The organism is Curtobacterium sp. PhB25, from assembly GCF_004365375.1.
GTDB lineage: Bacteria > Actinomycetota > Actinomycetes > Actinomycetales > Microbacteriaceae > Curtobacterium.
In genome coordinates, this window is the sequence record NZ_SODR01000005.1 from 285,486 (window position 1) to 307,334 (window position 21,849).

Genomic DNA, 21,849 nt, shown 5'->3' on the forward strand with positions numbered 1-21,849 from the left:
CACGGACACGAGCACCGACACGAGCGCCACGACCGGCGACCTCACCACGACCGTGGGCGACGACCACGTCACCGTGCAGGGCGTGCCGACCGGCCTGTTCATCGGCGGGTCCTGGCGCCCGTCGACCAGCGGCGCGACGTTCGCCGTCCGCGACCCCTCGACCGGCGACGTCCTGGCCGAGGTCGCCGACGCCACGCCCGAGGACGGCATCGCCGCGCTCGACGCCGCGGTCGCAGCGCAGCAGGAGTGGGCGGCCACCGCACCGCGCCATCGCTCCGACGTGCTGCGCCGCGCGTTCGACCTGGTGCGCGCGCACGAGGACGACCTTGCCGCCCTGATGACGCTCGAGATGGGCAAGCCCCTGGCCGAGGCCCGCGGCGAGGTGGTCTACGGCGGCGAGTTCCTCCGTTGGTTCTCGGAGGAGGCCGTCCGCATCGGCGGCGACTACCGCACCAACCCCGAGGGCACCGGACGCGCGATCGTCCTGAAGCGTCCGGTCGGCCCGGTGTACGCGATCACCCCGTGGAACTTCCCCCTCGCCATGGCGACCCGCAAGATCGGCCCCGCACTGGCGGCCGGCTGCACGGTCGTCGTGAAGCCGGCGGAGCTCACGCCGCTGACCACGCTGTTCCTGGTCGAGCTGTTCCGTCGTGCCGGGCTGCCGGACGGCGTGCTCAACGTGGTGCCGTCCCTCGACGCCAAGGGCCTGTCCGAGCCGATCATCGCCGACCGCCGCCTCCGCAAGCTCACCTTCACCGGATCGACGCCGGTCGGGTCCGCGCTCCTCAAGCAGGCGGCGGACAACGTGCTCAAGACGAGCATGGAGCTCGGCGGCAACGCCCCGCTGTTGGTCTTCGACGACGCCGACCTCGACGCCGCCGTCACCGCTGCGATGCTCGCGAAGTTCCGGAACGTCGGCGAGGCTTGCACTGCCGCCAACCGGTTCTTCGTGCAGGACGGCATCGCCGACGCGTTCGTGGCCGCCCTCACCGCGAAGGTCGACGCGCTCCGCATCGGCCGGGGCACCGAGGACGGCACGACGATGGGGCCGCTCATCGACGACCGTGCGGTGGACAAGGCCGCCGGACTCGTCGACGATGCGGTCACCCGCGGCGCGCGGCTCGTCACCGGCGGACACCGCGTTGAGCGGCCCGGCACCTACTACGCGCCCACGGTGCTCGACGACGTGCAGCCGGGGTCGGAGATCCTGACGACCGAGATCTTCGGACCGGTCGTGTCGATCACGCGCTTCGCGACCGAGGACGAGGGCATCCGGCTCGCCAACGACACCGAGTTCGGGCTCATCGCCTACGCGTTCACGACGGACTTCCCGCGCGGGCAGCGGCTCGCCGAACGCCTGGAGACCGGGATGCTCGGACTGAACACCGGCGTCGTGTCGAACGCAGCGTTCCCGTTCGGCGGGGTGAAGTCGTCCGGTCTCGGCCGCGAGGGCTCGCACGAGGGCATCGAGGAGTACCTCGAGACCGTGTACGTGCTCACCCCGGACCCGTTCGCCGCCTGAACGGGCCCGACGGCGGGGCTCAGACCAGCAGCTGGTGCTTCGCCAGGTCGCGGTAGAGCGGCGTCGACTCGACGAGCTCGGAGTGCGTGCCGGCGCCGACGACCCGGCCGTGCTCGAGCACGACGATGACGTCGGAGTCGACCACGGTGGACAGCCGGTGCGCGATGACGAGCAGGGTGCGGTCCTCGGCGACGGCATCGATCGCCAGCCGCATCTTCTGCTCGTTCACGCCGTCGAGCGACGACGTCGACTCGTCGAGCAGCAGGATCGGGGGAGCGGCGAGCAGGGCGCGGGCGATGGCGAGCCGTTGACGCTCTCCGCCCGAGAGCATCACGCCGTCCTCGCCGACCTGGGCGTCGAGCCCACGCGGGTCGCGGTGCAGCACCTCGCCGAGGTTGACCGCCTCGAGCACGCGGACGCAGTCGTCCTCGGTCGCGTCCGGCGAACCGAGCAGCAGGTTCGCGCGGATGGTGCCGGCGAGTACCGGTGCGTCCTGCTCGACGTAGCCGATCTGGGCGCGGAGCTCCTGGCGGTCCATGCCCCGGACGTCGATGCCACCGAGCCGGATGACGCCCTCGGTCGGGTCGTAGAACCGCTCGATCAGGGCGAGGGTCGTCGACTTGCCAGCACCCGACGGACCCACGAGTGCGACCCGCGAGCCGCGGGGAACGCGGAACGACACGTCGTGGAGCACCACGTCGTCGACCGGACGCTCGTCGGCGAGGCGATCCGGGCCTCCCGGTCGGTCCACCGCGCCGGACGCGACGGCGCCGTCCGGACCGGACGCATCCGCTGCAGCCGCGTACCGGAACGTGACGTGCTCGAACGTGATGGCGTCGTCGGAGGCGACCGCGGCGGCGGGGCGCGCAGCGGCGTCGTCCTGCGCCTCGGTCGGCAGGTGCAGGATCTCCTCGATCCGGCCGAGCGCACCGAGCGCCTGGGCGACCGCGACGGCAGCGCCCATCGCCTGGCCGAGCGGCATGATCATCATGAAGAGCAGCAGGATGAACGTGATGAGCGTGGCGATGGTGATGGTGCCCGCGGCGACCTGGGCCCCGCCGACGCCGAGCACGGCGATGAACGCCACCTGCATGACGATGCTCGCGACCGGGACGACGAACGCGGACATCTTCGCGATGTCGAGGCCGCGCTGGTAGGCCTCGGTCGCGTGTCCGTCGACCTCGTGCACCTCGCGCTCGGTGGCACCCGCCGCGCGGATGGTGCGGACGGCGCCGATGCCGCGCTCGACCGCCGCGGTCAGGTCGCCGACCTTCTCCTGCGCACGCTTCGACGCGATCCGGATGCGCCGACTCAGTCCGCCGACGACCACGATCGCGACCAGGACGATGACGACCACGATCACGAGCAGCAGCGGGTCGATGATCGCCATCGCGATGATCGCGCCGATGAACGTGAGGGCGCCGCCGATCGACTCGATCAGGCCCTGGGTCAGGACGGCGCGCAGGAGCGTGGTGTCGCTGCCGACTCGGGACACCAGGTCGCCGGTGCGGCGGGTGTCGAACTCCGAGATCGGCAGGTTGAGGATGCGGGCGATGAGCTTGCGGCGCGTCGAGAGCACGACGCCCTCGCCCGCACGCTGGAGCAGGAAGTGCTGCACACCGTTCAGGATGCCGGCGACCAGGACGAGCCCGACGAGCAGCCAGACGAGCGTGCTGAGCGTGTTGCCCTGCTGCACCGCCGTGACGACCTGGTTGACGAGCAGCGGCTGCGCGAGCGACGCCCCGGCGCCGAGGATGCTCAGCACGATGATGACGACCATCGCCGGCTTGTTCTCGAACAGGTAGGACAACAGGCGGCCGAAGGTGGCGCGGGGGCCGTCGGTCTTCTTGGGGCGCGCGAAGGGGAGACTCATCGTGTTCCTAGTTTCTGCCGTACTTCTTGTGCACTGCCTGTCGGCTGACACCGAGCAGGGTCGCGATCTCCTGCCACGACGCCCCGGCGTTGCGGGCGGCACGGGCAGCGAGCTCTTCGGTCCGGTCGAGTTCACGGCGGAGCTCGCGCACGTTGGCGAGGGCGGAGAACGGGTCGTCCCCGGAGGCTCCGGCCGCGAGGCTCGTGATGGTCGGTCGGTCCATGGCTGTCAACCTACATTGACGCGCTGACAGCTGTCAACCTGAGTTGACGGACAGGTTGGTGCGTCGACGTCGTGCGCCGGGCAGTCGGGGCGCGCACACGACGGACGGGAGGCCCGGTGCCAGCTGGCACCGGGCCTCCCGTCCCACAGGTGGTCGCGTCTCAGGCGTCCGTGAAGTCCTTGCTCTTCGTCTCGCGGACGAAGAGCAGCGCGACGAGCGTCACGACGGCGGCGATCGTCAGGTACAGCCCGACCAGGAAGATGTTGCCGTCGGCCTGCCACAGCGCCAGGGCGATCGTCGGCGCGAGCGAGGCACCGAGGATCGACGCGACGTTGTACGCGATCGCCGAACCGGTGTACCGGACGTTCGTCGGGAACAGCTCCGGCAGCAGCGCACCCATCGGCCCGAAGGTCAGCCCCATCAGGGACAGCCCGACGATCAGGAACGTCACCACCGTGATCGGACCCTGCGACGCGGCGAACCAGAACTGGAACGTCAGACCGAACAGCGCGATGCCGATCGTGGTCGGGATGAGGGTCTTCCGGCGCCCGAACTTGTCGGCCAGGATGCCGGCGATCGGGGTGAAGATGCCGAAGAACACGACGCCGATCATGAGCAGCGTCAGGAACTCACCGCGGCTGTAGCCGAGGCCGACCTTCGGGACGAGCGGACCGGCCTCGGCACCGGTGGTGCCGTACGACAGGGTGAACGTGGTCATGAAGTAGAAGAGGACGTACGTCGCGACCATGCCGAACGTGCCGACGATGAGCGCCTTCCACGAGGTGCGGAACACCCGGCCCAGCGGGATCTTCGCGACCGTGCCGGACTCCTGGACGCCGCGGAACACCGGCGACTCGACGAGCTTGAAGCGCACGTAGAGCCCCACGATGACGAGGACCGAGGAGAGCAGGAACGGGATGCGCCAGCCCCACGCCTGGAAGTCGGCGTTCGGGGTGCCGTCGGCACCGGCGGGCATCGCGGCGTTGATCGCGATGAACAGGCCGTTCGCGAGCAGGAAGCCGATCGGTGCGCCGAGCTGCGGCATCGAGCCGAAGACGCCGCGCTTGCCCTTGGGGGCGTTCTCGGTGGCGAGCAGTGCCGCACCGGACCACTCGCCGCCGAGGCCGACGCCCTGGGCGAAGCGCATCACGGCGAGCAGGACCGGCGCCCACACGCCGATGGTGCTGAAGGTCGGCAGGCAGCCGATCAGGAACGTCGCGGTGCCCATGACGAGCAGCGACGCGACGAGGGTGGTCTTGCGGCCCACCCGGTCACCGAAGTGCCCGAAGATGATCGACCCGATCGGCCGCGCGAAGAAGGCGAGGGCGAACGTCACGAACGACGACAGCTGCGATGCCGTGGGGTCCTCGTTCGGGAAGAACAGCGTCGGGAAGACGAGGACCGCGGCCGTCGCGTAGACGTAGAAGTCGTAGAACTCGATCGAGGTGCCGACGAGGCTGGCGATGACGACGCGCGAGCGCGGGTTGCCTGCTGGTGCCGGAGCTGAGGTCGGGGTTGCTGGTGCCGGTGCGGCGGTCATGGGTGTCGTGTGGTCTTCCGTGGTGCGCACTCCTGGCAGGGAGCACGGATACCCGAAACGGCGGACACCGATCGGTTCGCGCTGGGTGGCGCGGGCACCGATGGGGTGCGTTCGGTTGGTGGGGGACCGCTTGTGACGGAAGACAACATCGTACGACAGATGTCGCCCACCTGCGAATCAGCCCAGAGTCAGCTGGCGGCTCCTGCGCCGGCGCCCGCCCCGGCGCTGGCGCCGGCCTCGAGGTGCGCGGGCAGCTGGTGCCCCATCCGGTCGCGCTTGGTGTCGAGGTAGCCGGCGTTCTGCGCCGAGACACCGACGACCAGCGGCACGAGCGACTCGACGGTGATGCCGTGCTCCTCCAGCTGGCGACGCTTCTCGGGGTTGTTCGAGAGCAGTCGCACGCGGGTGATGCCGAGTTCGGCGAGGATGCCCGCGGCGCCCCCGTACGCACGGGAGTCGGCCGGCAGCCCGAGCGCCAGGTTGGCGTCGAGCGTGTCGAGGCCGTCTTCCTGCAGTCGGTAGGCCTTGAGCTTGTTGATGAGCCCGATGCCGCGGCCTTCCTGCCCGCGCAGGTAGACCACCACGCCGCCCTCGGCAGCGATGGTGTCGAGGGCGGCGTCGAGCTGGGGCCCGCACTCGCACTTCAGCGAGCCGAACGCCTCGCCGGTCAGGCACTCGGAGTGCACGCGGACCAGGGCGCCGTCGGACGGGGCGGACCCGTCGGGCAGCGCGCCGATGATCGCGACGTGCTCCGCGCCGGTCACGAGGTCGCGGTAGGCGCGCATCTGGAACGTGCCGTGGGTGGTGGGGACGTTCGTCGACACCTCGAACTGGACGGGGCTGCCCGGGGTGGAGGAGGTCAGCGCGTCGGTCATGGGGTGCTCCGGTCGTTCGTGGGCCCGTCGTCTCCGAACCCGGGTGCTGCGTCGTGCTGCTGCGGTGTCGCGCTGCGTTGCGGTCGGGCTCGGACCAGCAGGTCAGGGCCCAGGCTGGTGGTCGATAGTACGTCCAACCGCCGACGCCCGGACATGCTTCCCACCCCGAGGTCGTCGAGGGCGACCCGGGGTCCGCCGAGCAGGATCGGGGCGACGTACACGAGGTACTCGTCGACGAGCCCGGCGGCGATGAGCGCGGACGCGACGGTGGGGCCGCCCTCGACGAACACCGAGTGCACGCCGTGCCCACGCAGCGCGGCGAGCGACGCGGCGAGGTCGTGCCCCGGCAGCGTCACGAGCCCACGGGGGTGTCGCCGGACCGCGGCGTCGTCGGGGACGGCGCGGTCACCGAGCACGACCGCGAGCGGCTGGTCGGCGAGGAGTTCGCCCGCGTCACCCCGAGCGGTCAGGCTCGGGTCGTCGGCGAGGACGGTGCCGGTGCCGACCAGGATCGCGTCGTGCGCGGCACGCTGCTCGTGGACGTGCTGCCGGGCTGCGGCGCCGGTGATCCACTTGCTCGTCCCGTCGGCAGCCGCGGCCCGGCCGTCCAGGCTCGAGGCCCACTTCACGGTCACCCATGGGCGTCCGAGTCGAACCGACAGGAGCCACCGTTCGAGGAACGCCTCGGCCTCGTCGGCGAGCACCCCGGACACGACGTCGACCCCGGCGGCGCGGAGTCGGTCCGCACCGCCGTGCACGTCCGCGCCCGGATCGTCGATCGCGTACACGACACGGGCGACCCCGGCCTCGATCAGGGCGACGGCGCAGGGGCCGGTGCGGCCGGTGTGGTTGCAGGGCTCGAGGGTCACGACGGCCGTCGCGCCGCGCAGCTGAGTCGGATCGACCTTCGCCATCGCGTCGACCTCGGCGTGCGGGGTTCCGGCACCCATGTGCCACCCCTCGGCGAGGACGTCGCCGGCGGGGGAGAGGATCACCGCGCCGACCCGAGCGTGGTCGCCCACGACGGGCCCGAGGGCCGCGAGTTCGAGCCCGCGGCGCATCGCCCGGACCTCGGTGGGTCGTGCCGTGTCGCTCACGGATCGAGCCTACCGGCGGTGGATCGGTGACGCGTCATCGTCGGGAACGCGGCGTCATGCGGGACCGGGTCACGGGGCGCTGCGTCACGGAGCGTCGGGCCACGGGAGGTCCGATGCGGGCGCACCGTCGGCCCGGCGCAGGGCGGTCCAGGCGGTCGTCGGTCCGCCGTCGCGTCCGGGGATCCGGGCGGGCCCGACGCCGGTGAACGAGAACCCGGCGCTGCGGGCGACCGCGGCCGACGCCGTGTTGCCCTCGTAGCACTCCCAGTAGACGTCCGGAGCACCATCCTCGAACGCCCAGTCCACGACGAGCTCCACCGCATCGCGCATCAACCCGGCACCGCGGGCCGAGGGCGCCAGCCAGAAGCCGAGGTCGCGGCCGGCCGTGCGGTACCCGATGATCCCCTCGAGCCAGGAGGACCCACTGCGGCGGATCGCCCAGGTGTACTCGCGGTCCGATGCCCAGCCGGGGCCGACCAGGGCGTCGACGAAGGTCCGTGCGTCCTGTTCGCGGTACGGCGTGGGGATGGTCGTCCAGCGGATGATGTCCGGGTCCTGACAGGCGTCGGTGATCGCCGCGGTGTCCGCCCGGGTCGGGACGTCGAGTCGGACCCGGGCGGACTCCAGCGTGACCGGCAGCACGGTCAGCCGCGCGAGCGCGGGACGAACCCGATCCGGTCGTACACGCGCGCCAGGGTCTCCTGCGCGATGGACTCGGCACGGTCCGCGCCGACGGCGAGCAGCCGGTCGAGCTCCGCGGGGTCGTCGAGCAGCTCGAGCGTGCGGGTGCGCACCGGCTCGAGCTCGGCGACGACGGCGTCGGCGACCGCGCCCTTGAGGTCTCCGTAGCCCTTGCCCGCGAACGATGCCTCGAGTTCGGCGACGGGGGTCCGGCTGAAGGCGGACAGGATCGCGAGCAGGTTCGTCACGCCCGGCTTCGCCTGCCGGTCGGAGCGGATCTCGCGCTCGTCGTCGGTGACCGCCGACTTGATCTTCTTCGCGGTGCGCTTCGGGTCGTCGAGCAGCCGGATCAAGCCGCTGTCGGACGCCGCCGACTTGCTCATCTTGCTCGTCGGGTCCTGCAGGTCGTAGATGCGCGCCGTCTCGGTGCCGATCCGCGCCTCGGGCACGACGAACGTGTCGCCGAACCGCGAGTTGAAGCGTCCGGCGAGGTCGCGGGTGAGCTCGACGTGCTGGCGCTGGTCGTCGCCGACCGGCACGACCTTGGTGTCGTACAGCAGGATGTCGGCGGCCATCAGGACCGGGTACGTGAAGAGCCCGACCGACGCGGCCTCGGACCCCTGCCGCGCCGACTTGTCCTTGAACTGGGTCATCCGGCTCGCCTCACCGAAACCAGTGAGGGTGTTGAGCACCCAGGCGAGCTCGGCGTGGGCCGGCACGTGCGACTGCACGAACAGCGTCGACTTCGTCGGGTCGATGCCCGACGCGATGTACTGCGCGGCCGTCGCCCGGGTGCTCGCGCGGAGCTCGGCCGGGTCCTGCGGCGAGGTGATCGCGTGCATGTCGACGACGCAGTAGATGGCGTCGAAGTCGTCCTGCAGGTCGCGCCACTGCATGAGCGCCCCGACGTAGTTGCCGAGGTGCAGCGAACCGGCGGACGGCTGGATGCCCGAGAAGATGCGGGTCTTGGTCATGGTGGTGTTCCTGTGGGTCAGGTGGAGCGCAACGAGTGGGGATCAGAGTTCGTAGTCGACGACCACGGGGGCGTGGTCGGACCATCGCTGGTCGTACGCCGCGGCGCGGTCGACCGTGTACTCCGTGACCTTCGCCGCGAGGTCGGGCGTGGCCATCTGGTAGTCGATGCGCCAGCCGGTGTCGTTGTCGAACGCCTGGCCGCGCCAGGACCACCACGTGTACGGCCCCTCGACGTCGCCGGCCTGCGCACGCCCGACGTCCACCCAGCCGAGCCCCGGGCCCGTCGAGCCGTCAGCGCCCTCGACCGGTTCGCCGTCGGCACCGAAGAAGCGCGAGAAGTAGGCACGCTCGCGCGGCAGGAAGCCCGCTCGCTTGACGTTGCCCTTCCAGTTCTTGATGTCGCGCTGGTCGTGCCCGACGTTCAGGTCACCGACGACGACGGCGAGCGGGTTGTGCGCGCGGAGGGCGGGCAGCCGCTCGGTCATGGCGTCGAGGAACTTCCACTTCTCGTCCTGCTTGGGGGTGTCGACCTCGCCCGAGTGGACGTAGGTGGACACGACCGTGACCGTGGTGCCGCCGATCTCGTAGTCGGCCTCGAGCCAGCGGCCGGCGGAGTCGAACTCGTCCGGTCCGAGGGCGACGCGGTGGATCTGGGCCGAGTGCCTGGACGCGATCGCGACACCCGCCCGGCCCTTGGCGGTCGCGGGGTCGTGCACGATGTCCCACTCGTCGCCGAGCAGACCGGCCAGGTCCTCGCTCGACGCACGGACTTCCTGCAGGGCGAGCACGTCGACGTCGCGGGTGGCGAGCCAGTCGCCCATGCCCTTGCGGAAGGCGGCGCGGACGCCGTTCACGTTGACGGATGCGAGGCGCAGGCGTGTCATGCCGACCACCTTATCGGCGGGCGCCGACAGCCCCGGACCGCACCGGTTCGAGGTTCCACGACTCGCCGCGTGCCGTCCGCCGAGGTTCCACGGACCGACGTGGGGGACGCCGAGATGACGAGATTTCGGAACCCCGGCGGGGCCGGACGGGCGGGGCGGACGGGGTGGGCGCGGGGCCGGACGGATGGGGCGGGCGCGGGCCCGGCAGTGCGGGGGACCGCAGGACGGACGGGAGGCACGGTGCCAGCTGGCACCGTGCCTCCCGTCCGTCGCAGTGCGGCGTCAGGCCGCGTCGTGGTCCGTCTGCAGGAACTCGACCAGGCTGTCGGCGGTGGTCTCGGCGTCGTCGCCGGTCACGGTGAGGCTGACCTCGTCGCCGTTCTCGATGCCCAGGCCGAGCAGGGCGAGGATGCTGCCGGCGTTGCCGGACTTGTCGCCCTTGGCGATCGTGACCTGGTGGCCGGAGGCCGTCACGGTCTGGACGAAGAGGGACGCGGGGCGCGCGTGCAGGCCGGACGCGCTGGCGACGGTCACGGTGCGGGTGGCTTCGGACATCGATGTACTCCTGTCGATGGGTGGTGCGCTCATGCTAGCGAGCGCCGGATGGGCGGGTCGGGCGAGCGGTCAGGGTCGACCGGGCCAGAACACCTCGGTGCCGGCGGCCTCGACCTCGCGGACCAGGTCGAGGTTGACGGCGGGATCGGTGATGATCGTGTCGATGGCGGCGAGGGGTGCGACGCGGCCGAACTCCTCGCGACCGAACTTGGTGTGGTCGGCGAGCAGGATGCTGCGGCGGGCGGACTTGATCATCGCCGACTTCACCGCGGCCTCGGCCATGTTGTGGGTCGTCAGGCCGCGCTCCGGGGTGATCCCGTTGATGCTCACGAAGGCGACGTCGACGCTCACCATGCCGATGAGCTGGTGCGTCCACGTGCCGACGCCGGCCAGGGAGTCGCTGCGGATGTTGCCGCCGAGCAGGTGCAGGTCGATGCCCGGGCGGTTCGCGACGGCCATCGCGACGGGGAGCGAGTGGGTGACCACGGTGAGTCCGCGGTCGGTCGGCAGCATCTCGGCGAGGCAGATGGTGGAGGTGCCGGCGTCGATCATGATCGAGCCGTTCTCCGGCAGCTCCTCGAGCGCGGCCTCGGCGATGACCATCTTCTCGGCCTGGTTGATGCCGCCCCGGTCGCCGACACCGGGGTGGATCGTGATGCGCTCGACCGGGATGGCGCCGCCGTGGGCACGTCGGACCAGTCCCCGTCGCTCCAGCGAGGTGAGGTCGCGGCGGATGGTCTCGGGCGTGACCTCGAGCAGCTCGGCGAGGTCCTTGACGTCGACCCGCCCCTGCGCGCGCGCCTGCTCGACGATGCGCTGGTGGCGTTCTGGTGCGTACATCGGACCTCGTCGTCTCCTGGTCGGAACGGAACGGACATGACCGGGCACGAACCTGACGGAACCGAGCCGGAGCGGCTGGCCGCCAGACGCAAACGGGCATCTGTTTCTGCATTTTTATCCCCGGATGTGTTTGTTTGTCAACGCGGATCGGGGTAGTGTGCTGCTCAGCCGCACCGGCGAGGTCCCGTCTCAGCCGTGCGCGCACCGAACGAACACCCCACCGCAAGCGCGTGTGAGATGAAGGAGTCTCGAATGTCCGAACTGCTCGGCACCGGCGTCGGTCGTGGCGTCGCCCACGGCCCCGTGCTCCGCATGGCGGACCCGCTCGGCGAACCGTCGAAGGACGCCCTGACCGGTTCGGCGGACGACGCGAAGCAGGCCGTGCACGACGCACTGGCCGCGGTGGCCGAGGACCTCAACAAGCGCGGACAGCTCGCCGGCGGCGACGCCCAGGCCGTGCTCGAGGCGCAGGCGCTCATGGCGCAGGACCCGACCCTCCTCGACGACGTGCACACGCGCATCGACGGCGGCACCAACGCCGAGCGTGCCGTGTACGAGGCGTTCGCGCAGTTCCGCGACCTGCTCGTCGGCATGGGCGGCTACATGGGGGAGCGCGCAGCCGACCTCGACGACGTCGCCCAGCGCATCATCGCGAAGCTCCGCGGCGTGCACGCCCCCGGTGTCCCCGAGTCGGACACCCCGTTCGTCCTCGTCGCCCGTGACCTCGCTCCGGCCGACACCGCACTGCTGGACCTCGACAAGGTCCTCGCGCTGGTCACCCGTGACGGCGGCCCGACCTCGCACACCGCGATCCTCGCCCGCGCCAAGGGCATCACCGCGATCGTCGGCGTCACCGGTGCCGACGACCTGGCCGACGGGCAGCCGATCGTCGTCGACGCCGTCGCCGGCACCGTCGTGACCGAGCCGTCCGAGGCCCTGGTGGCCGACGTCGAGCAGCGCATCGCCGACCGGCTCGCCGCGGCGGCCGCACCGCTCACCGCCGGTGCCCTGGCCGACGGCCACGTCGTGCCCCTGCTCGCGAACCTCGGCAGCCCCGCCGACGCCGCGGGCGCCGTTGCTCTCGGTGCGGAGGGCGTGGGGCTCTTCCGCACCGAGTTCCTCTTCCTCGACTCGCCGAAGGCGCCGACCGTCGACGAGCAGACCGAGTCCTACCGTCAGCTCCTCGCCGCGTTCCCGGGCAAGAAGGTCGTCGTCCGTGCGCTCGACGCCGGTGCCGACAAGCCGCTGCCGTTCCTCACCGACAAGGACGAGGAGAACCCGGCGCTCGGCCGTCGCGGGCTCCGTGCGCTGCGCAACCACCCCGAGGTGCTGCGCGACCAGCTCGTCGCACTGGCCCAGGCGGACGCCGCGACCGAGGCCGACCTCTGGGTCATGGCCCCGATGGTCGCCGACGCCGAGGAGACCGAGTACTTCGTCACCCTGGCTCGCGAGCTCGGCATCCGCACCGCCGGCGTGATGGCCGAGGTGCCGTCGCTCGCCCTGATGGCCGAACAGGTGTTCCAGAACGCGGACTTCGTGTCGATCGGCACGAACGACCTGACCCAGTACACGATGGCCGCCGACCGCATGCTCGGCACCGTCGCGTCCTACCAGGACCCGTGGCACCCCGCCGTCCTGCGCCTCGTCGCGCAGCTCGGTGCGGCCGGTGCCGACGCGGGCAAGCCCGTCGGCATCTGCGGTGAGGCCGCAGCCGACCCGCTGCTCGCCGTCGTGCTCGTCGGCCTCGGCGCCACCACCCTCTCCATGACCCCCGCGGCCCTGGCCGACGTGCGCGCCGAACTCGGTCAGCACACGCTCGAACAGGCCCGGGAGATGGCCCAGGCGGCACTCGCCGCGTCCACGGCGGCGGCCGCGAAGTCCGCCGCAGCGGCCGCGCACGCCGTCTGAGCCGCACCATCCCCAACACCCCGTCCGCACCAGCAGCAGCTCCACCACACAGAAAGTCACCGCACATGACAACGTCGTCCGTTGCAGCGCCCGACGCACCCGCGAAGTCGCGGGGCGGCGCACGCGTCGCCGTTCAGAAGTTCGGCACGTTCCTCTCCGGCATGGTCATGCCCAACATCGCGATCTTCATCGCGTGGGGCCTGATCACCGCCTTCTTCATCGAGACCGGATGGACCCCCGTCGGGATCCTCGGCGGGTTCGGTGAGACGGACGGTGTGGCCAACATCGGTCTCGTCGGCCCGATCCTGACGTACCTGATCCCGCTCGCGATCGCCTTCCAGGGCGGCCGGATGATCTACGAGACCCGCGGCGCCGTCGTCGGCTCGATCATGGCGATGGGCGTCATCCTCGGCGCCAACGGCACGATCATGATCCTCGGCGCGATGATCTGCGGGCCGCTCGGCGCGTACCTCATCAAGCAGATCGACAAGATCTGGGACGGCAAGATCAAGCCGGGCTTCGAGATGCTCGTCAACAACTACGCGGCCGGCATCCTCGGCTTCGGGCTGGCGATGGTCGGGTTCTTCTGGCTCGCCCCGCTGTTCAAGCTCATCGCCGAGGGCCTCGGCGACGCGGTGAACTTCCTCGTCCAGCACTCGCTGCTGCCGCTCGCCAGCGTCATCATCGAGCCGGCCAAGGTGTTCTTCCTGAACAACGCCATCAACCACGGTGTGCTCGACCAGCTCGGCGCCCAGCAGGTGCAGGACTCCGGCAAGTCGATCCTGTTCCTGCTCGAGGCGAACCCCGGCCCCGGTCTGGGCATCCTGCTCGCCTTCACCTTCTTCGGTGTCGGCATCGCCCGCTCGACCGCTCCCGGTGCGATCCTCATCCAGTTCTTCGGTGGCATCCACGAGATCTACTTCCCGTACGTGCTGCAGAAGCCGGTCCTGTTCATCGCCGTCATCCTCGGTGGTGCGACGGGCGTCGGCACGAACGTCCTGTTCGGCTCCGGCCTGGTCGCCCCGGCATCGCCCGGATCGATCTTCGCCGTGCTGACGGCGACGGCGAAGGACAGCTACGTCGGCGTCATCCTGTCGGTCATCCTGTCCGCAGCGGTCACCTTCGCGGTCGCGTCGTTCTTCCTGCTGGCCAGCCGCAAGCGCGACCTCGCCAACGGCGGCGGCGACATGACCGCAGCGTTCGACAAGATGCAGGCCACCAAGGGCCGCGACGCGAACGCCGCGACCGCAGGGCTCTTCGGCGGCACCGCCCCGGCCAACTCGGAAGAGGCAGCCGCCGCCGGCACCACCGCCACCGCGACGAAGGTCCAGAACCTCGTGTTCGCCTGCGACGCCGGCATGGGGTCGAGCGCCATGGGCGCCAGCGTCCTGCGCAACAAGATCAAGAAGGCGGGCATCGAAGGGGTCACGGTCACCAACAAGGCGATCGCGAACCTGTCCGGTGACGAGGACCTGATCATCACGCAGGAAGAACTGACGGACCGCGCCAAGCAGAAGAACCCGAACGCGCAGCACGTGTCGGTCGGCAACTTCATGAACGCGCCGCAGTACGACCAGGTCGTCGACCAGCTCAAGAACCAGTAACGCCACCACCAGTAACGAAGTGCAGTATCGGAGGGGACGGGGACATCCCCGTCCCCTCCGTCACGTCCTCGAACACCAAGGAGAACCACGATGCCCGTCCTGCAGGAGAGCCAGATCCGGATCCACACCGAGGACACCGCGCCGACCAAGTCGGAGGCGATGAAGGAGGCGGCCGAGATCCTCGAAGCTGCGGGCGCGGTCACCGCTGACTACTACCCGGCGATGCTCGAGCGTGAGAAGAGCGTGTCCACGTACATGGGCAACTTCCTCGCCATCCCGCACGGCACGAACGACGCGAAGGACGCCATCAAGTCGTCCGCGCTGTCGTTCATCCGCTACGCCAGCCCGATCGACTGGGACGGCAACCCCGTGCGCTTCGTCGTCGGCATCGCCGGCGTGAACAACGAGCACCTCGACATCCTGTCCAAGATCGCGATCGTGTTCTCCGACGAGGACGAGGTCCAGAAGCTCACCGACGCGGCCGACACCAGCGCGATCCTGTCGATCCTCGGCGAGGTCAACGAGTGAGCACCACCGACCGGGGCACCGCCGTCCACTTCGGTGCCGGCAACATCGGCCGCGGCTTCGTCGGGCTCCTCCTGCACGAAGCGGGCTACGAGGTCGTCTTCGCCGACGTCGCCGCGCCGCTCATCGACGCCCTCGCCGCCGCCGACTCGTACACCGTGCACGAGGTCGGCACCGGAGCGCAGGACCACGAGGTCACGAACTTCCGCGCCCTGAACAGCGCGCAGGACGAGGATGGCGTCGTCGCCGAGATCGCCACTGCCGCGATCGTCACCTGCGCGGTGGGCCCGAACGTCCTGAAGTTCATCGCCCCGGTGATCGCGCGGGCGCTGCAGCAGCGCGACGCGGACGCTGCGCCCATCGCCGTGATGGCGTGCGAGAACGCCCTGAACGCCACGGACCGTCTGCGCGAGTTCATCGTCGACGCGCTCCCGGCCGACGGCCGTGACGCGGCGCTCGCGAAGGCCGTCTTCGCGAACACCGCCGTCGACCGCATCGTGCCGGCCCAGCCCGAGGGCGCCGGACTCGACGTCACCGTCGAGACCTACTTCGAGTGGGCCATCGACCGCACGCCGTTCGGCGGCAACGAGCCGGAGATCCCCGGCGCGCACTACGTCGACGGCCTCGCCGCCTCGATCGAGCGCAAGCTCTTCACGGTGAACACCGGGCACGCCACCGTCGCGTACCACGGCTTCGTCGCCGGGGCCGACAAGATCTCCGACGCCATCGCGATCCCCGCGGTGCGCTCCGAGCTCGAGTCCGTCCTCGCCGAGACGAGCGACCTGCTCGTCCGCCGCCACGAACTCGACCCCGAGGTGCACCGCGCCTACGTCCAGGCGATCATCGCCCGGTTCGAGAACCCGCACCTGCCCGACACGGTGACCCGCGTCGGCCGGCAGCCGCTCCGCAAGCTGTCGCGTGACGAGCGCTTCGTCTCGCCCGCCGCGGCGCTGGCCGAGGACGGCACCGAGCCGACCGCGCTGCTCGACGCGATGGGCGCGGCGCTCCGCTTCGACGTCGCCGACGACGAGCAGAGCGTCGAGCTGCAGGCGCTCCTGGCCTCGGACGCGTCCGATGCCGACGTGGTGACGCAGATCACCGGCCTCGCCGCGGAGCACCCGCTGCACGCAGCGTTCGCGGACCAGGTGCGTGTCGCGCGCGGCTGACGCCCTCGACGTGGCCCGGTGATGACGGGAGGCCCGGTGCCAGCTGGCACCGGGCCTCCCGTCTTCACGTGGTCACCGCGACGGCCTCACCCGGATGGTGAGCCCGCCGTGGTCCACCGTCAGCCGCACCGCCACCACGGTGCCGAAGGGGTCGCCGTCGAGCTGGACCTGCTCGGGCTGGTCCAGCTCGAGGTCGAGGACCCGCGCGCTCGTGTACCGCAGCGTCCGGGTGGCCGGGATGAGCCACGACAGGAACCGGCCGAACCCGGTCCGGTGGAAGAAGCGGTTCAGCGACAGGCCGTAGCCGACGCCGGCCCAGCCGACCGTCCGACCGGGGCGGAACGCGACCGCGTCGAGCACCCCGTCGTCCGGCTTCGCGGCGGGCAGCAGCAGGACGCCGGCGGTCAGGGTGCCGCAGTTACCGACGATGACGGTGTGCGCCCGCATCGTCCGGGTTTCACCGTCGTCGAGGCGGTACCGCAGGTCGATCTGCCGGTTGCCGATGACGGACCGCATGATCGGGTCGGAGTACGCGAGCCACCCGAACCGCTTCTTGAGCCGCGCGTTGGTGTTGGCCGCCATGTTCGCGTCGAGGCCGATGCCCGCCATCACCAGGAAGGCGTTGCGCGTCGTCGTGCCCTGCGGGTCGGTGAGCTCGGCGAACGCGAGGTCGACCCGTCGATCCGTCCCGGTGAAGGCGTCTCGGACCGAACCGGCGACGTCGTTCAGCGGGATGCGCAGGTTCCGGGCGTACAGGTTCCCGGTGCCGACGGGGAGCACGGCGAGGGGCACGCCGGAGCCGTGCAGCACCTCGGCTGCGACGCGCAGCGTGCCGTCGCCGCCGACGACCAGGACGACGTCCGGCGCGGTGGCGAGTGCGTCGACCGCAGCGGCACGGCCGTCGTCGGACGCCGCGGTCTCGAACCAGGTCGTGGGAGCCCAACCGGTCCGATCCTCCTCAGCCGCGACGGTGTTGCGGAGCACCCGCAGGTCGACCTTGGACGGGTTGACGACGATCGCGGCGCGCGGCATGTGAGGACAATACCGAACAGCCGTCGTCGACCGGAACGGACGGGTCCTGTCCGGTATCGGCTGATCCGGGCGAACCTGGGAGTCAAGACCTCGGAACACATGCGATCCGGACACACTCGGGACACGGTGAACGCCGGGTGTCTCCGATGCCCGATCGGCTCTTCGCCATCTCAGGCAGGGGCCTCCGTGGCCAGAACGCCCATCCTCCGTCCGCTCATCGTCGTCAGCACCGGGATCGGGTTGGCCGCAGCGCTCGCCCTCGGCGCCTCCTCGGCCGCGTCCGCCGCCACCATCATCGACGGCCCCGTCGGTCTCGGGACCGCAGCGAGCTACGGCGTCCTCGGCGCGCAGACCGTGACGAACACCGGGCCGACCGTGGTCAACGGTGACCTCGGCGTCTCGCCCGGTACCTCGATCACCGGCTTCGGCGGCACCGGCAACGGGACCGTGAACGGCACCGTGCACCAGACCGACGCGGCGGCCGCGCAGGCCCAGTCGGACACCACGACCGCCTACGACGTGGCCGCTTCGCTGACGCCGACGCAGACCGGCCTCCAGGAGCTCAACGGGCTCAGCCTCAGCCCGGGCGTCTACAACGGCGACACGCTGCAGCTCGCGAACACCGGCCAGCTCACCCTGGCCGGCAGCGCGGACTCCGTCTGGGTGTTCCAGGCCGCGTCGACCCTGACCATCGGGTCCGGCACGAGGATCGTCATCACCGGTGGCGCGAGTTCGTGCAACGTGTTCTGGCAAGTCGGCAGCTCAGCGACCATCGGCAGCGCCGCCCAGTTCCAGGGCACCGTCCTCGCCGACCAGTCCGTGACCGCCACGACGGGTGCGACGGTCGTGGGCCGACTGCTCGCCCGGAACGCAGCGGTGACGCTCGACGACAACACCATCACCCGGCCGACGAACTGCCCGGCTGCGGGGACGCCGTCCGAGAGCGTCGCACCGACGATCACCTCGGGCACCCCGACTGACGCGACCGCCGGCACGCCGTACTCGTTCCCCGTCACCGCGACGGGCAACCCGGCACCGACGTACTCCGATGGCGGCACCCTCCCGCCCGGACTCACGATCAACCCGGACACGGGCGTCATCTCCGGCACGCCGACCACGCCCGGCACCACGACGGTGACGATCACGGTCGACAACGGCACGGCACCGCCGGACACCGAGACCTACGTCGTGACCGTCCGTGCGCCGGCACCGACGCCCACGGCGACGCCGACCGCTTCGGCTCCCGTGCCCACCGCTCCCACGTCGACAGCACCCGCGGTCCCGGTCATCGGTGGAGGCGACACCGGCGGCGGCACGACGGAACTGGCCTTCACCGGCAGCGACCCGACGATCCCGCTCGCCGCGGCAGGAGCGATGCTGCTCGGCGGCATCGCCGTGATGGTGCTCCGGTCACGGACCCTCCGCGCACGCCGCCGGCGGATCGGGGCGTAGCGTCGGCCGCATGACGAAGCACTGGGTGGCACCGCGGTTCGGCGGCAGCGAGGTCCTCGAGTTCGTGGACACCGAGGTCGCCGCACCCGGACCCGGTGAGGTCACCATCGCGGTCCGCGCCGCCGGCATGAACCCCGCCGACACGAAGCACACGCGGCAGGGCGACCCGGCCGACCTGCCCGTGCCCGTCGGCTACGAGGTCGCCGGCGTGCTCACCGCCCTCGGACCGGACACCACCATCGCCTCCGGCGGGGGAGCGGTCGGCGACGAGGTCCTGGCGTTCCGGATCGCCGGCGGTTGGTCGTCGTCCCTCACCGTCCCGGCCGCGGACGTCTTCGCGAAGCCCGTCGGGCTCGGCTTCCCCGAGGCGGCGAACCTGTTGCTCGCGGGCACCACCGCAGCCGACATGCTGCGCGTCACCCGTGCCGCGGGGCGCGACACCGTGCTGGTGCACGGTGCCTCCGGAGCAGTCGGCGTCAGCCTGCTGCAGCAGCTCCACCTGCTCGGCGCGCGCGTCATCGGCACCGCCTCCGAGCGGGGTGCGGACGTCGTGCGACGCTTCGGTGGCGAATGGGTCGCGTACGGCGACGGCCTGGAGGCACGGGTCCGGTCGCTCGCACCCTCCGGCATCGACGTGGCACTGGACTGCGTGGGCACCGACGAGGCCGTCGACGTCTCGCTCGCGGTGGTCGCGGACCGCGACCGGATCGTCACCATCGCCGCGCAGGCGCGCGCCGCTGAGGCGGGGTTCGCCGCCGTCGGTGGGGCGCAGCCAGCGAGCAAGGCGTTCCGCGACTCGGTGCGACAGCGACTGATCGACCTGGCCGGGGCCGGACAGCTCGAGGTCCCGGTGGCGCGGACGTTCCCGCTCGCCGAGGCGAAGGCGGCCGCGGAGCTGCTGGAGTCCGGGCACCCCGGCGGCAAGCTGGCGCTGGTGCCCTGAGTCGGTCGAAGCGCCGGTCGGAGCGCTGTCCCAGCGCAGTCGCTGCGCTGTCCTCCGCTGGGGGGACGCGTCCGGTCGCCGCCGCTGCCAGACTCGACGGTGATCGCAGTCGGCCTCGGAAGGAACGAACCAGTGAGTGACCAGTACCCGCCGCAGAACCCGTACGGCCAGCAGCCCGGACCGTACGGCCAGCAGCCCGGACCGTACAGCCAGCAGCCCGGACCGTACAGCCAGCAGCCCGGACCGTACGGCCAGCAGCCGACCGGCCCGCGCCAGCCCCCGCTGTGGGCGCCCTGGTACGGGATCCCGTTCGTGCAGGCGTTCCCGCGGTTCTGGAAGAAGTACGTCCGGTTCGACGGCCGCGCCAGCCAGTCGGAGTTCTGGTTCTGGGCCCTCTGGTACGTCATCGGCTCGGCGGCCACCGGCATCGTCGGTGGGTTCTTCAACGTGCTGCCGTTCTTCGACGACGCGTCGAACGGGTTGAGCGGGCTCTGGGCCCTGGCCTGCGCCCTCGGCTTCATCGCTCTGACGGTGCGACGACTGCACGACGTGAACCTGAGCGGGTACTTCGCCTTCCTCTTCATCATCCCGCCGCTCGGCGTCCTGTTCTCGCTGATCGTCGGTCTGATGGGCTCGAACCCGCAGGGGCAGCGGTACGACGAACCCCACCGCGCGTAGCGAGCGACGGCCGCGCGACGGTTCTGGTTGACTCGGACCCGACTACCAGCCAACGATCGAGGGGGACACCGTGAGTGACCAGTACCCGCAGAACCCGTCCGGCCAGCAGCCGGGCGGCCAGCCGAACCCGTACAACGGAACGCCGCAGTACGGCCAGCAGCCGGCGACCGGCCCGAACGGCGAGCCGCCGATCTGGGCCCCCTGGTACGGGATCTCCTTCGGCAAGGCCGTCGGACGCTTCTTCAAGAAGTACGCGACCTTCAGTGGCCGCGCGAGCCGCAGCGAGTTCTGGTGGTGGTACCTGGCGAACGCGATCGTCGGCATCGTCCTCGGCATCCTGTACGGCATCGGCTTCGCCACGTCGGAGCGCTCGACGGTGTCGATGTCGACCGCGACCTCGGCGAGCGTGCAGTCGACGGTGACCAGCCCGTCCGCGCTCTTCGTGATCGCCGGCATCCTGCTCGGACTCTGGGGTCTCGCGATCATCATCCCGACGCTCGCCCTCGGCTGGCGACGCCTGCACGACGCGAACCTGCCCGGTGCCCTGTGGATCATCGCGATCTTCGTCGGCATCGTCGGCATCGTGTTCGGCCTGCTGCCCTCGAACCCGCAGGGCGAGCGCTACGACCGACCGACCGGCGCTCGATGAGCAACGACACACCGCAGTGGGGCCAGCCCGGCGGCGACCAGCCGTCGGGGCAGCCTGACCCTGGGCAACAGCAGCCGGGGTACGGGCAGCAGCCTGGTGCCTACGGGCAGCAGCCCGGACCCTACGGACAGCAGCCTGGTCCGTACGGTCAGCAGCCCCAGTACGGCCAGCAGCCTGCCCAGTACGGCCAGCAGCCTGCCCAGTACCGCCAGCAGCCTGCCCAGTACGGCCAGCAGCCCGGGTACGGCCAGCAGTACGCCGACCCGTACCCGCAGGCCGGTCCGCCGATCCCGGTCGGGCCCGACGGAGCTCCGCCGCTGTGGGCACCCTTCTACGGTGCCGGCTTCCTCGACGCCTTCACGCGCTTCTTCAAGAAGTACGCCCGGTTCGACGGGCGCGCCAGCCGCAGTGAGTACTGGTACTGGGTCCTGGCGAACGCGATCGTGACCCTCGTTCTGTACGGCGGGTTCATCGCCGGCATCATCTCGTGGAGCGTCTCGGCCTCGACCACCGACGAGTACGGCTACACCCAGACCGAGGGTGCACCCCCGGCGTGGATCTTCATCCTGCTCGTCCTGTACGGCCTGTGGTGGCTCGCGACCCTCATCCCGAACATCGCACTGGGGTGGCGCCGCGTGCACGACGCGAACCTCGCCGGTCCGCTCTGGCTCATCGGGATGTTCGTCGGCATCGCCGCGATCGTGTTCGGCTGCCTGCCGCCGAACCCGGCTGGTGCGCAGTACGACCGCCCCGACCAGGCGTAACCCCACACAACGGCAATCGGCCCGCACTGCGCGAAAGCGCGGTGCGGGCCGATCTGCGTCGTG

20 protein-coding genes and 1 pseudogene are annotated in these 21,849 nt (G+C 71.0%); 10 read left to right on the top strand and 11 right to left on the bottom strand.

Translation table 11 applies throughout. The features are described from left to right. Positions 1–94: 94 nt before the first annotated feature. Positions 95–1,522, top strand: a complete 1,428-nt coding sequence (locus EDF51_RS12120; protein ID WP_243837124.1) for an NAD-dependent succinate-semialdehyde dehydrogenase — start codon at positions 95–97, stop codon at positions 1,520–1,522. Between the two features lie 19 nt (positions 1,523–1,541). Here the strand turns inward: EDF51_RS12120 and EDF51_RS12125 are convergent, their stop codons facing one another. The 10 genes and pseudogenes from EDF51_RS12125 to EDF51_RS12170 form a co-directional block, all read right to left on the bottom strand. Next, positions 1,542–3,395, bottom strand: a complete 1,854-nt coding sequence (locus tag EDF51_RS12125; RefSeq protein ID WP_134195033.1) for an ABC transporter ATP-binding protein — start codon at positions 3,393–3,395, stop codon at positions 1,542–1,544. 7 nt (positions 3,396–3,402) lie between these two features. Continuing rightward, complete coding sequence (locus EDF51_RS12130) at positions 3,403–3,618, bottom strand: hypothetical protein (RefSeq protein WP_123292166.1); 216 nt, start codon at positions 3,616–3,618, stop codon at positions 3,403–3,405. Between the two features lie 160 nt (positions 3,619–3,778). After that, entirely contained in the window at positions 3,779–5,158 is a 1,380-nt protein-coding gene (locus EDF51_RS12135; RefSeq protein WP_131881370.1) for an MFS transporter, read from the bottom strand. A 188-nt stretch (positions 5,159–5,346) separates the two neighbouring features. Next, positions 5,347–6,000 (bottom strand): annotated as a pseudogene (gene ribA / locus EDF51_RS12140) (GTP cyclohydrolase II); the annotation flags it as partial. 29 nt (positions 6,001–6,029) lie between these two features. After that, complete coding sequence (gene ribD, locus EDF51_RS12145) at positions 6,030–7,094, bottom strand: bifunctional diaminohydroxyphosphoribosylaminopyrimidine deaminase/5-amino-6-(5-phosphoribosylamino)uracil reductase RibD (RefSeq protein WP_243834077.1); 1,065 nt, start codon at positions 7,092–7,094, stop codon at positions 6,030–6,032. 120 nt (positions 7,095–7,214) lie between these two features. Then, the gene (locus EDF51_RS12150; RefSeq protein ID WP_166673255.1) at positions 7,215–7,772 is read right to left on the bottom strand and encodes a GNAT family N-acetyltransferase; all 558 of its coding nucleotides are present in this window, start codon (positions 7,770–7,772) and stop codon (positions 7,215–7,217) included. Between the two features lie 2 nt (positions 7,773–7,774). Beyond that, on the bottom strand, positions 7,775–8,785 hold the full coding sequence (gene trpS, locus EDF51_RS12155) for a tryptophan--tRNA ligase (RefSeq protein ID WP_111084195.1): 1,011 nt from the start codon (positions 8,783–8,785) through the stop codon (positions 7,775–7,777). Positions 8,786–8,827: 42 nt separating this feature from the next. Further along, the gene (locus tag EDF51_RS12160) at positions 8,828–9,670 is read right to left on the bottom strand and encodes an exodeoxyribonuclease III (RefSeq protein WP_123292347.1); all 843 of its coding nucleotides are present in this window, start codon (positions 9,668–9,670) and stop codon (positions 8,828–8,830) included. 282 nt (positions 9,671–9,952) lie between these two features. Continuing rightward, on the bottom strand, positions 9,953–10,225 hold the full coding sequence (locus tag EDF51_RS12165; protein ID WP_111086640.1) for an HPr family phosphocarrier protein: 273 nt from the start codon (positions 10,223–10,225) through the stop codon (positions 9,953–9,955). A 69-nt stretch (positions 10,226–10,294) separates the two neighbouring features. Then, positions 10,295–11,065, bottom strand: coding sequence for a DeoR/GlpR family DNA-binding transcription regulator (locus tag EDF51_RS12170; protein WP_111086639.1), 771 nt, complete (start codon positions 11,063–11,065; stop codon positions 10,295–10,297). A 252-nt stretch (positions 11,066–11,317) separates the two neighbouring features. Between EDF51_RS12170 and ptsP the strand changes: the two genes are divergently transcribed. From ptsP to EDF51_RS12190, 4 genes are all read left to right on the top strand, one after another. Beyond that, the gene (gene ptsP / locus EDF51_RS12175) at positions 11,318–12,973 is read left to right on the top strand and encodes a phosphoenolpyruvate--protein phosphotransferase (protein WP_123292171.1); all 1,656 of its coding nucleotides are present in this window, start codon (positions 11,318–11,320) and stop codon (positions 12,971–12,973) included. A 65-nt stretch (positions 12,974–13,038) separates the two neighbouring features. Continuing rightward, the gene (locus tag EDF51_RS12180) at positions 13,039–14,577 is read left to right on the top strand and encodes a PTS mannitol transporter subunit IICB (RefSeq protein WP_165903544.1); all 1,539 of its coding nucleotides are present in this window, start codon (positions 13,039–13,041) and stop codon (positions 14,575–14,577) included. A 90-nt stretch (positions 14,578–14,667) separates the two neighbouring features. Beyond that, positions 14,668–15,105 carry a PTS sugar transporter subunit IIA gene (locus EDF51_RS12185; protein ID WP_027466426.1) on the top strand — a complete coding sequence of 146 codons (438 nt, stop codon included), beginning with the start codon at positions 14,668–14,670 and terminating at the stop codon, positions 15,103–15,105. Continuing rightward, positions 15,102–16,268, top strand: coding sequence for a mannitol-1-phosphate 5-dehydrogenase (locus tag EDF51_RS12190; RefSeq protein WP_133938424.1), 1,167 nt, complete (start codon positions 15,102–15,104; stop codon positions 16,266–16,268). Before EDF51_RS12185 ends, EDF51_RS12190 begins: the two co-directional genes overlap by 4 nt. A 72-nt stretch (positions 16,269–16,340) precedes the next feature. On the opposite strand, the gene EDF51_RS12195 is transcribed toward EDF51_RS12190, so the two are convergent. Beyond that, the gene (locus tag EDF51_RS12195) at positions 16,341–17,300 is read right to left on the bottom strand and encodes a diacylglycerol kinase family protein (protein ID WP_133938422.1); all 960 of its coding nucleotides are present in this window, start codon (positions 17,298–17,300) and stop codon (positions 16,341–16,343) included. A gap of 186 nt (positions 17,301–17,486) precedes the next feature. Here EDF51_RS12195 and EDF51_RS12200 point away from each other — a divergent pair, with 186 nt between their 5' ends. The 5 genes from EDF51_RS12200 (at position 17,487) to EDF51_RS20180 (ending at position 21,786) form a co-directional block, all read left to right on the top strand. Then, complete coding sequence (locus EDF51_RS12200) at positions 17,487–18,752, top strand: ice-binding family protein (protein ID WP_166673256.1); 1,266 nt, start codon at positions 17,487–17,489, stop codon at positions 18,750–18,752. A 10-nt stretch (positions 18,753–18,762) separates the two neighbouring features. After that, entirely contained in the window at positions 18,763–19,695 is a 933-nt protein-coding gene (locus EDF51_RS12205) for an NADP-dependent oxidoreductase (RefSeq protein ID WP_133938418.1), read from the top strand. 132 nt (positions 19,696–19,827) lie between these two features. Then, the gene (locus tag EDF51_RS12210) at positions 19,828–20,373 is read left to right on the top strand and encodes a DUF805 domain-containing protein (protein ID WP_133938416.1); all 546 of its coding nucleotides are present in this window, start codon (positions 19,828–19,830) and stop codon (positions 20,371–20,373) included. Positions 20,374–20,443: 70 nt separating this feature from the next. Beyond that, complete coding sequence (locus tag EDF51_RS12215) at positions 20,444–21,022, top strand: DUF805 domain-containing protein (protein ID WP_123292176.1); 579 nt, start codon at positions 20,444–20,446, stop codon at positions 21,020–21,022. Next, on the top strand, positions 21,019–21,786 hold the full coding sequence (locus tag EDF51_RS20180) for a DUF805 domain-containing protein (RefSeq protein ID WP_208321844.1): 768 nt from the start codon (positions 21,019–21,021) through the stop codon (positions 21,784–21,786). The genes EDF51_RS12215 and EDF51_RS20180 overlap by 4 nt, the downstream gene beginning before the upstream one ends. Positions 21,787–21,849: the final 63 nt, after the last annotated feature.

What these genes read in the sequence shown, in the direction of transcription:
- EDF51_RS12125 (WP_134195033.1), bottom strand. Translation starts at nt 3,395, where the DNA reads ATGAGTCTCCCCTTCGCGCGCCCCAAGAAGACCGACGGCCCCCGCGCC.
- EDF51_RS12130 (WP_123292166.1), bottom strand. Translation starts at nt 3,618, where the DNA reads ATGGACCGACCGACCATCACGAGCCTCGCGGCCGGAGCCTCCGGGGAC.
- EDF51_RS12135 (WP_131881370.1), bottom strand. Translation starts at nt 5,158, where the DNA reads ATGACCGCCGCACCGGCACCAGCAACCCCGACCTCAGCTCCGGCACCA.
- ribD (WP_243834077.1), bottom strand. Translation starts at nt 7,094, where the DNA reads ATGCGCCGCGGGCTCGAACTCGCGGCCCTCGGGCCCGTCGTGGGCGAC.
- trpS (WP_111084195.1), bottom strand. Translation starts at nt 8,785, where the DNA reads ATGACCAAGACCCGCATCTTCTCGGGCATCCAGCCGTCCGCCGGTTCG.
- EDF51_RS12160 (WP_123292347.1), bottom strand. Translation starts at nt 9,670, where the DNA reads ATGACACGCCTGCGCCTCGCATCCGTCAACGTGAACGGCGTCCGCGCC.
- EDF51_RS12165 (WP_111086640.1), bottom strand. Translation starts at nt 10,225, where the DNA reads ATGTCCGAAGCCACCCGCACCGTGACCGTCGCCAGCGCGTCCGGCCTG.
- EDF51_RS12170 (WP_111086639.1), bottom strand. Translation starts at nt 11,065, where the DNA reads ATGTACGCACCAGAACGCCACCAGCGCATCGTCGAGCAGGCGCGCGCG.
- ptsP (WP_123292171.1), top strand. Translation starts at nt 11,318, where the DNA reads ATGTCCGAACTGCTCGGCACCGGCGTCGGTCGTGGCGTCGCCCACGGC.
- EDF51_RS12180 (WP_165903544.1), top strand. Translation starts at nt 13,039, where the DNA reads ATGACAACGTCGTCCGTTGCAGCGCCCGACGCACCCGCGAAGTCGCGG.
- EDF51_RS12185 (WP_027466426.1), top strand. Translation starts at nt 14,668, where the DNA reads ATGCCCGTCCTGCAGGAGAGCCAGATCCGGATCCACACCGAGGACACC.
- EDF51_RS12195 (WP_133938422.1), bottom strand. Translation starts at nt 17,300, where the DNA reads ATGCCGCGCGCCGCGATCGTCGTCAACCCGTCCAAGGTCGACCTGCGG.
- EDF51_RS12205 (WP_133938418.1), top strand. Translation starts at nt 18,763, where the DNA reads ATGACGAAGCACTGGGTGGCACCGCGGTTCGGCGGCAGCGAGGTCCTC.
- EDF51_RS20180 (WP_208321844.1), top strand. Translation starts at nt 21,019, where the DNA reads ATGAGCAACGACACACCGCAGTGGGGCCAGCCCGGCGGCGACCAGCCG.